A 9,261-nucleotide genomic window follows, 5' to 3' on the forward strand; every position below is an offset into this window, starting at 1 on the left:
CCGGTGGCAGGATCGCCGTGGGCTCGGGCTCCGGCTCCCCCTCATGCTGTGCGAGAGCCCCCGTCGCGGGGACGCAGACCAGGAGGACCAACAGGAGCAGCACGATCCGCCTCATGCCGGAGCCCTACCCGGCCCCCCGCGCCGCGACACCACACGTCGAGGCGCCCACGTCCTCCGCGCCACCTAGGCTGCGTCGATGTCTCTGCGCGCGCTCGTCCTCGTCCTCCTCCTCTCCTCCTGCGCGCGCGCTCCCGCTCCCGGGCCCCCTCCCGACGACTGGCCAACGCCGCCGCCGGACGCGACGCGGGCGCGGGTCCTGCACGTTACCGACGGCGACACGGTCGTGCTGTCCGGGCTCTCGGTGGGGCGTGTCCACCGGCGGACGGGGGGTCGCAGCGTCCGGCTCATCGGGGTCGACACCCCGGAGCGGGACGACTGCTACGGACTGAGAGCGACGGGGTTCACGGGGGCGAGGCTGTCCGGACGCCGGGTGAGGGTGGGGTTCGACGTCCAGCCCACGGACCGCTACGGCCGCGCGCTCGTCTACCTATGGACCGAGGACGGTCGGCTGTTCAACGCCGACCTCGTCGCCGAGGGGTACGCCGTCCCGCTCACGATCCCGCCGAACGTGGCGCACGCCGACCTGTTCGCACGGCTCTCGCGTGAGGCGCGCGGAGCCGACCGTGGGCTGTGGCGGGCATGCGGAAACGGGTAGGCTCCGAGCCACCCAGACAGGAGGCCCGGCGTGAGCGACTACGGACGTGTCTACCGACAGACCCGCGAGCGCGTCACCGACCTGGTGCGCAACCTGTCTCCCGAGGACCTGCAGACGTCCGTCCCCGCTTCGCCCGACTGGTCGGTGAAGGACGTCGTCGCGCATGTCACTGGCATCACGTGCGACGCGCTCGACGGGAAGCTCGAGGGAACCGGGACCGACGAGTGGACCGAGGCGCAGGTGGGCGCCCGTCGCGAGCGCTCGATCGAAGAGGTCCTGGAGGAGTGGGGTACGCGGGCACCGCAGCTCGAGGACGCGGTCGATTCGTTCCCGCCCGCCGTGGGGCTCGCGCTGATACAGGACCTGTACTGCCACGAGCAGGACATCCGCGGCGCCCTGCACGCGCCGGGCGCTCGCGACTCGGAGGCGGCGCAGCTGTCCCTCGAGTTCAACCTCGAGCGGCTGCGCAGGCGGATCGACAAGCACGGGCTCCCGACCCTGCGCGTGCGGACCGCGAGCACGGAGTGGACGCTCGGCGACGGCGAGCCGCAGGCTACGGTCGAGGCGGACGACTTCGAGCTGTCCCGCGCGCTGGCCGGACGCCGGACGCTGGACGAGATCCGCGCGATGCGCTGGGACGGGGACCCCGCTCCCTGGCTGGACCACCTGTCCATGTACGGGACCCCCGGCGAGCCGCTGGGGGAGTCCTCCGCCGCGGGGGAGGCGAGCGCCACCGGGGTATAGGGGTCGCATGGCCCTGCACATCGGGACGTCCGGCTGGCAGTACCGGGACTGGCGGGAGGCGTTCTACCCGAAGGAGCTCAAGCAGACGGAGTGGCTCGGCCACTACTCGGCCAGGTTCGACACGGTCGAGGTGAACAACACCTTCTACCGGCTCCCCGAACGGACCGTCTTCGAACGGTGGCGCGAGAAGACCCCCGACCACTTCGTCTTCGTCTGCAAGACCAGCCGCTACCTCACGCACATAAAGCGACTGAAGGACGCGTCCGAGAGCGTCCAGCTGTTCATGGAGCGCGCGACGGGTCTGGGCCCGAAGCTCGGGCCGCTCCTCGTCCAGCTCCCGCCGACGATGAAGGCCGAGCCCGAGAGGCTCGCCGGAGCGCTGAAGGCGTTCCCGCCCGAGGTGAAGGTGGCCGTCGAGTTCCGCCACGAGACGTGGTTCACCGAGGAGGTGAGGCGGATCCTGTCCGACCATGACGCCGCCCTCGTCTGGGCCGATCGGCACGGGCGCGACCTGAACACCCTGTGGCGGACGGCCTCCTGGGGGTTCGTCCGCCTGCACGAGTCGGGCGGTCCGCCGCCGCCCTGCTACCCCGACGAACAGCTGGAGTCGTGGGCGGCTCGCATAGCGGCCGAGTGGGGGCCCGATGCGGACGTGTGGTTCTTCTTCAACAACGACCCCAGGTGCTGCGCGGTCGAGAACGCCATCACGTTCGCCGAGCGGGCGACCGCCCACGGGTTGAGGCCGACGCGCGTGCCGGAGCCGCACGAGGTCAGGGTCTGGCGCTGATGGAGTTCACCGAGGTCGTCCGGCGCCGTCGCATGGTGCGCAGCTTCACCGACGAGCCGGTCGAGCCGTCCGTGGTCGAGCGGGCGCTGAGCCACGCGGTCCGGGCTCCCTCGGCGGGGTTCACCCAGGGCTGGGCGTTCGTCGTCCTCGCTGACCCCGACGATCGTTCCAGGTTCTGGGAGGCGGTCGGTCTCGACGGCTATCGGGGCGTCCGTCCCGCTCCCGTGCTGATCCTGCCGCTCTCATCGAAGCGCTCCTACCTCGAGCGGTACGCGGAGCCGGACAAGGGGTGGACGGACCTCGACGAGTCGCGCTGGCCCGCTCCCTACTGGGACATCGACTGCGGCATGGCCGTGCTTCTCATCCTGCTGAGCGCGGCCGACGCGGGTCTCGGGTCGCTCTTCTTCGGCATCCCGCCGGACCGCATCGACGCGGTGCGCGAGGCGTTCTCGATCCCGGACGACCACCGGCCGATAGGCGTGGTCGCGCTCGGACACGCCGCTCCCGCCGACGTCCCGTCCGGCTCCCCCCGGACCCGCAGACGCCGCCCGCTCCACGAGGTCGTGCACCGCGGGAGGTGGGGCGGCTAGACCGGCGCGCCCGGGGCGACGAGCGGCCACGGACGCTCGCGCTCCACGTGCAGGGCGACGTCCAGGAGGAGGTCCTCCCGGAAGCGGTCCGCGTAGACCTGGAGCCCGATCGGGAGCCCGGAGGCGGATGTCCCGATCGGGATCGAGACCGCCGGGTGGCCGGCCACGTTGCCGGGCATGGTCAGGGCCCCCGTATCGAACGGGTCGACGTGCTCCCCCTCGATCTCGTAGGGGGGCGGGCCGGTGGCCGCGAAAGCCTCGTAGGGGTTCGTCGCGCAGATCACGAGGTCGACGGCGTCGAAGACCTCCGCCATCGCCTCCACCATCCCCACGCGGTACTCCTCGACCTGCGCGGCGTGCTCGGCCCGGTAGTGCTCCACGAAGCCGGCTCCCATGGCGAGCTCGGGGGTGAGCTGGTCGACGCAGTCGGGCCAGTGGTCGCGGAAGGCGAGCAGCAGCATCGGGAGCCCGCCCATGCCCCAGGTGCGCCCGTCGTGGGGGACGGGGCGAGGGAGGTCGACCACATGCAAGCCGAGGGAGGAGGCCAGCCACTCTCCGCCCTCGCGCACCACCGCCTCCACCTCCGAGTGGATGCGGATAGCGTCCAGGTTCGGTGCGATCGCCACCTTCAGGCCCCGCAGCTCGTGGGAGCCGAGGCCCGCCTCCCATCCCTCCACGCGCGGGAGGCTGAACTGGTCGCGCGGGTCGTGTCCGTTCGTGACGTCCAGCCAGCGCGCGGTGTCGCGCACCGATCGGGACGTGCACCCCAGCACCACGTTCAGGAACCCGATATCGGCCTGAGGTCCCCGCGGAATGCGGCCGAACGTTCCCTTCAGTCCGAGCAGCCCGCTGTACCCGGCGGGGATGCGGATGGAGCCGCCGCCGTCCCCGGCGGTGGCCATCGGGACGAGCCCGGCAGCGACCGCGGCCGCCGACCCGCCGGAGGACCCTCCCGGCGTGCGCTCGGGGTTCCACGGGTTGGTCGTGACCCCGTTGAGCCGGGTGGACGTGTAGTTCACGAACCCGAACTCGCTCGCGGTGGTCAGCCCGATCGGGTTGGCGCCCGCGTCGATCAGGCGCTGCACGAAGGTGGACGTGAAGGTGGCCTTGCGGTCGGCGAAGACGAGCGATGCCTCCGTGTAGGGCCACCCCTCGATCCGGTCGAGCTCCTTCACCCCGATCGGCAGTCCCCCGAGAGGCTTCGACACGTCGGCTGTGCGCGCCCTGTCGCGCGCTCCCTCCGCGTCCACGTAGGAGAAGGCGTTGACCGCGGAGCCCTCGATCGCGGCCAGGCACGCCTCCGTCGCCTCGAGCGGGGTGATCTCGCCGGATCGGAAAGCGTCGACGAGACCGCAGGCGTCCCCCAGCCAGGGTGTGTGCATCGCGAAAGACTACGTCACGTCTCGAGGTGCAGGAACCCCGGGCCGCCCATGTAGATCCCTCCATCGACGTTCACGCACATCCCGTCGCCGTACACGAGCGGCATCTGCACCTTCTCGGGCTTCACCTTGGCCATGTACGGGATCGGCGTGTGCCCGTGCACGATCCTCGTCCCCCCGAAGCGACCGAGCATCCAGCGGATCGCCCGCGTCTCCCGTTTGAACACGAGCCGATGCGAGGCGACCTCCATGAGCTCGTCCCACCGCGTTATGTCGTCGGACCCGAGCACCCCGGCCACGTTGCGGCAGACCTCATCGACCGTCTCCCCGTACTCGGCGTACATGGCGGTGTCGGCGTGGACGAGGAGCCGGTCCTCCCATAGGGCGACGGCGGGCCGGGACGCCATCCAGTCGTGGTGGCGGTCCGTCAACCGGTCCAGGTCGGAGACGCGGCCCCCGTTCGCCGCCCACAGCTGCATGAAGCTGTCCCGCGCGCCCGGGATGGGTCGTGGTCCGAACCGGCGGACGCCCAGGATCAGGACCTCGTGGTTCCCGAGGAGCGAGTCGACGCGGCCGCCGGCGTCCCGCGCCTGCTCCTGCAGGGACATCGCCAGTTCGATGGCGCCGACGCCGTCCGGACCCCGGTCGGTGAAGTCGCCCATGAACCACAGGACCGCATCGCCTCCCGTCCAGCGGTCGGCGTCGTCGATCAGCCCCTCGGCGCGCAGGTGTCCCCGAACGACGTCCACGTGTCCGTGGACGTCTCCCATGACCCAGAAGCTCACCGGCGGGCGCGGCGCCTCGAACGGCTGCCGTTCGTCTCCCGCGGCGGGAGCACGGGGAGCGGCAGCATCCGGCGCTTCGTGAGGTCGGGCACGACCGGACGGTGACCGCGCAGCGCCTTCATGGCGAGCTTGATCGCCGTCTCCATCTGGGGGTCGCGCCCGGCCGCGTGGTCCTGCGGCTTGATATCCACGTCGTGGTCGGGGTCGGTCCCGTAGTTCTCGACCGCGAACCCCACGTCGCGGAACCAGTAGGCGAACTCGGGCTGCGTGGTGAGGCCGCCGTCCACGAACCGGTGCTTCGGGCTGATCCCGACGACGCCGCCCCAGGTCCGCTTCCCGACCACCGGCCCCAGCTCCATCAGCTTGAAGGCGTGCGTGAAGATGTCGCCGTCCGAGCCCGCCTGCTCGTTCGTCAGACAGACGATCGGTCCACGCGGCGAGTAGGCGGGGTAGGGGTCCGGGCGTCCCCAGCGCGGGATGTCCCAGCCCAGGATCTTGCGTCCGAGCTTCTCCAGGAGCAGCTGGGAGACGTGGCCGCCGCCGTTGTAGCGGACGTCCACGATCAGGCCCTCCCGCTCGACCTCGACGGCGTAGTAGCGGTGGAACTCGGCGTACCCGGCGGCCGACATGTCCGGCACGTGGACGTAGCCCAGGCGGCCCCCGCTCTGATCGTGGACGAGCGCCCGGTTGCGCTCCACCCACTCCCGGTAGCGCGCGGGGGTCTCCGACGCGAGCGTGCGGACGACGACCGTCCGCGGCTTGCGACCGCGGGGATCGCCGACGGTGAGCTCGACGTCGGTCCCGGCCTGGTTCACGAGTAGCTGGAGCGGGCCCACGTCGCGGGTGACCGGCCGTCCGCCCACCGCGAGGATGGTGTCCCCCGGCCTCACGTTGACCCCGGGCGCCCGCAGCGGCGAATCGTGCTCCGGCTTCCACGTGTCCCCGGCGACGATGTGGGAGACCGACCAGCGTCCGGTCCGGTCGTCTCGGGCGATATCCGCCCCGAGGTGGCCGATCCGGTAGGGGGGCGGCGGCGTGTGGTCGCCGCCGAACTCGTAGGCGTGGGAGGTCCCGAGCTCCCCGAGCATCTCCCACATGAGATCGGAGAACTCGAGGCGGGTGGCCACCTTGTCCACGAGCGGCAGGTACCGGTCCCGCACCGCGTCCCAGTCGACGCCGGACAGGTCCTCGACCCAGTAGTGGTCCTTCTGCAGCCGCCAGGCCTCCGAGAACATCTGGCGGTACTCGGCTCCCGGCAGCACCGAGACCCTGATTCGTCCCAGGTCGAGCCAACCCGACCGCCGGCCCGGGGACTCGTCCTTCTCCTCGGGCGGCTTGTCGCCCGCCTTCAGCGCGCGCAGCCGCTCTCCGGACGCGTACAGCAGCGTGGACCGGTCGCCCGACAGCGTGAACCAACCCACCCCGCCGACGAGCGTGTCGTGCTTCTGCTCGGTCAGGTCGTAGACCTCGAGCGACCCCTTCTCCTCGTCGTCTGCGCTCCAGTCGGGGTTCGCCGGCTCGATCGGGTACTTGGTGAAGAGCGCCTTGCCGGCGATCGCGGCGATCTGTCCGTACCGGCCCACGGCGACGGGGAAGGGGACGACACGGTCGGCGATGCCGTCGAGGTCGATCCGCACCTGCGGGGGGGAGCCGTCGTCCTTACTCTTCTTCTTCTTCTCCTTGGCCTCGGGATCGGCCTCCTCGGGGTCGGCGGACGAGCCGAAGCCGCGGGGCTGGGCGAGGAACGGCGAAGGGTCGTCGGCCCGGAGCGTGATCGCGTACGGACGGGCCGAGCGAGGGAAGCCGATATCGAAGTAGAGCGAGTCGTAGACGGGCTCGTGGTTGCGTTCGGACAGGAAGTACAGGTAACGCCCGTCGGGGTCGAACACGGGGTTGCGGTCGTTGAAGTCGGGCCGCGTCAGGTCGTGGACGGCCCCGGTCTCGACCTCTACGAGACGCAGCATGCGGGCCTCGTTGTGGGGCTGCCAGGAGTACGCGATCCACCGTCCGTCGGGGGACCAGTCGATGGGCCCCGGTGAGTTCGAGGCCGATGCGTCCAACACCCGAGCGGTCGCGGAGCCCAGGTCGACGAGGACCAGCTCGAGCCGGTGGTTCGTCACCGCGACCTGATCGCGCGTGGGGGACACCTTCATCGTGAGGACCCGTCCCAGGTCGAGGCCCTCCAGGCGGCGGCGCTCGCCTCCGGGCCGGTGCACCTCTATCGCTTCCGTCCCCCCCTCGTCGGACAGCGCCACGATCGACTCCCCGTCGCGCAGCCAGCGGGCCAGCCGGTACCGGACGCCGTCCGGAGCCCCGTACTGACGGACCGCCTGCTCCCACAGCGGCATCGAGAAGATCCGTCCCCTCGTGGTGACGACCACGGAGTGCCCTTCTCGGTGCAGATCCGCCCCGTCGAGGTAGCGGTCTGCCTGAACGAACCTGCGGTTGCGCCGGACCCGGTCCGAGTGGAACTCGACCTCGACCCGCTCGTTGCGTCCCGTGGCGGGCTCGCAGATCCAGATCTCGGCCGCGTGCTGATACACGATGCGCTCGCCGTCGTCACCCGCGAACCGTGCGTAGTAGGTGTCGTGATCGGTGTGGCGCTCGAGGTCCGTCCCGTCCGGGCGGACCGAGTAGATGTTCCCGATGCCCTCGTGGTCGGACAGGAAGAAGATGCGGGAGCCGATCCACATGGGCGAGGAGACGTTGCCGTCCAGGTCGACCAGTCGCCGGTAGGACCCGTTCCCCCGGGGGTCGACCCACAGCTCGCCCCGGGTGCCCCCTCTGTAGCGCTTCCAGCGGGCCGGGTCGGCCGTGTTCCGGCCGATGACCGAGCGGCCGTCCGGGCCGTAGGAGATGTCGTTGGCGGGTCCGATCTCGATGCGGTCCGGCGAGCCGCCCTCCGGTGAGATCGCGTAGAGCCGGGCGGATCCGAACGGGGAGCCGTAGTCGGACACGAAGACGATCCGTCCGTCGGGCCCCCATCCGCGGACGCCGCTGTTCGCGCCGAGGTAGGTGAGCCGGGTCGCGGACCCGCCGTCCGAGGGCATCACGTACACCTCGGGATGGGCCTCCTCCGACCCCGTGAACGCGCACAGGGAGCCGTCCGGGGAGAGGGAGGCGCGGCCGACCGGACCGAGGTTGGCGGTCAGCCTCCGGGCGACCCCGCCCGAGGCGGGGACGGTCCAGAGGTCGTCCTCGGACACGAAGACGATGGTGTCTCCGCGGATGGTGGGGGACCGGAAGTAACCACCGTTGCGCATGGCCCTCTCCTGCTCGGGGGAACGTCCGGACACCTTACCGCCGCCCGCGGCGGCGTCAGGACCGCAGGGACCGCAGGGCCGCGAGAGCGTCGTCGTAGGACAGCTCGCCGCCGGCCAGCTGCTCGAGGATCCGTCGTCGAGCCTCGGCCGCCCCGGGATCCTCGGGCTCCTCGAGCGTGGTGTCCGGGCTCCCGCCGATCGCGGCAACGATCTCGTCGAGTCGGGTCCTCGCCGTGTTGTAAGCGACGCCGAGGTCGTCCGCGAGCTTCTGCAGGTTGTTCCGTCGCGCCAGCAGCAGCCCGACGAAGTCGATCTGCTCGGGAGTGAGACGGCCTATCCACCCGAGCGAGAACTCCCCCTCGATCGTCACGCCGCTGGTCGGGCAGTGCAGCCTCGTGACGACGAGCTCCCCTCCGCTCGCCGGGTCGCGCGTGAGAAGTGGGTACATCAGCCGTCCTCCCCGTCGTCCTCGGACCCTTCCTGCTGGTCGTCCCCGTCGAAGTCGAGGTCGGCGACGTCCATCTCGCGGTACTCCCTCACCAGATCGGGGTCGACGCCGTACTTCGCCATCCGGATCAGCTCGTCGGGCGTGAAGTCGGCGATCCCGTTCTCGGTCAGGCGCCGCACGTACTCCCGGTCGACGCCGTACTTCGAGAACCGGATGACGTCCTCCGTGCTCAGCTGTTCGCCGAACATCTCGCGGAAGGCGGCCACGTCCTCAGGGTCGACGCCGTACTTGCCCATCGCGATCACCTGGTCGAACGTGAGGTCGGTCAGGCCCACCTCACGCACCCGGCGTATGTAGTCGGGGGTGATTCCGTACTTGGCGAGCTGGATCACCTGCTCGAACCGGGACGACTTCCCGATCTGCTCTCCAAGGGCCGAGCTCGCGCCGATCGAAACGCGCATCCCGCGGCCCCCGCGGCGGACCCTTCCCCTGGCCCCCCGGGTCAGCGCGATGGCCGCTCGGGCCTCCTCGACCCCGGCCGTGGCCTCCG

General features: G+C 71.0%; 9 protein-coding genes. 4 read left to right on the forward strand and 5 right to left on the reverse strand.

Translation table 11 applies throughout. The annotated features are described in order from the left end of the window. Positions 1-196: 196 nt before the first annotated feature. Genes VM840_06775 through VM840_06790 form a run of 4 tightly spaced genes read left to right on the forward strand, consistent with a single transcriptional unit; the run spans position 197 to position 2,836 of the window. Positions 197-715: a thermonuclease family protein gene (locus VM840_06775; GenBank protein HVL81278.1), complete on the forward strand. Its 519-nt coding sequence runs from the start codon at positions 197-199 to the stop codon at positions 713-715. A 30-nt stretch (positions 716-745) separates the two neighbouring features. Further along, a complete protein-coding gene (locus VM840_06780; GenBank protein HVL81279.1) occupies positions 746-1,459 on the forward strand; it encodes a maleylpyruvate isomerase family mycothiol-dependent enzyme in 714 nt (237 codons plus the stop codon). Positions 1,460-1,466: 7 nt separating this feature from the next. Further along, the gene (locus VM840_06785) at positions 1,467-2,246 is read left to right on the forward strand and encodes a DUF72 domain-containing protein (protein HVL81280.1); all 780 of its coding nucleotides are present in this window, start codon (positions 1,467-1,469) and stop codon (positions 2,244-2,246) included. Beyond that, positions 2,246-2,836, forward strand: a complete 591-nt coding sequence (locus VM840_06790) for a nitroreductase family protein (GenBank protein HVL81281.1) — start codon at positions 2,246-2,248, stop codon at positions 2,834-2,836. Before VM840_06785 ends, VM840_06790 begins: the two co-directional genes overlap by 1 nt. On the opposite strand, the gene VM840_06795 is transcribed toward VM840_06790, so the two are convergent. The 5 genes from VM840_06795 to VM840_06815 all read right to left on the reverse strand — a co-directional run. Next, positions 2,833-4,218 carry an amidase gene (locus VM840_06795; protein HVL81282.1) on the reverse strand — a complete coding sequence of 462 codons (1,386 nt, stop codon included), beginning with the start codon at positions 4,216-4,218 and terminating at the stop codon, positions 2,833-2,835. The two genes, VM840_06790 and VM840_06795, sit on opposite strands and share 4 nt — an antisense overlap. Positions 4,219-4,232: 14 nt before the next feature. Beyond that, positions 4,233-5,000 (reverse strand): metallophosphoesterase, encoded by a 768-nt coding sequence (locus VM840_06800; GenBank protein ID HVL81283.1) that lies wholly within the window; start codon positions 4,998-5,000, stop codon positions 4,233-4,235. Then, positions 4,997-8,263 (reverse strand): PDZ domain-containing protein, encoded by a 3,267-nt coding sequence (locus VM840_06805; protein ID HVL81284.1) that lies wholly within the window; start codon positions 8,261-8,263, stop codon positions 4,997-4,999. The genes VM840_06800 and VM840_06805 overlap by 4 nt, the downstream gene beginning before the upstream one ends. A 55-nt stretch (positions 8,264-8,318) precedes the next feature. Further along, positions 8,319-8,711, reverse strand: a complete 393-nt coding sequence (locus VM840_06810) for a DUF2089 domain-containing protein (GenBank protein ID HVL81285.1) — start codon at positions 8,709-8,711, stop codon at positions 8,319-8,321. Beyond that, the coding region (locus VM840_06815; GenBank protein HVL81286.1) for a hypothetical protein at positions 8,711-9,261 on the reverse strand (551 nt) is incomplete at its 5' end. The genes VM840_06815 and VM840_06810, both read right to left, overlap by 1 nt.

The sequence above is a fragment of the Actinomycetota bacterium genome (assembly GCA_035540895.1).
Lineage (GTDB): Bacteria > Actinomycetota > JAICYB01 > JAICYB01 > JAICYB01 > DATLFR01.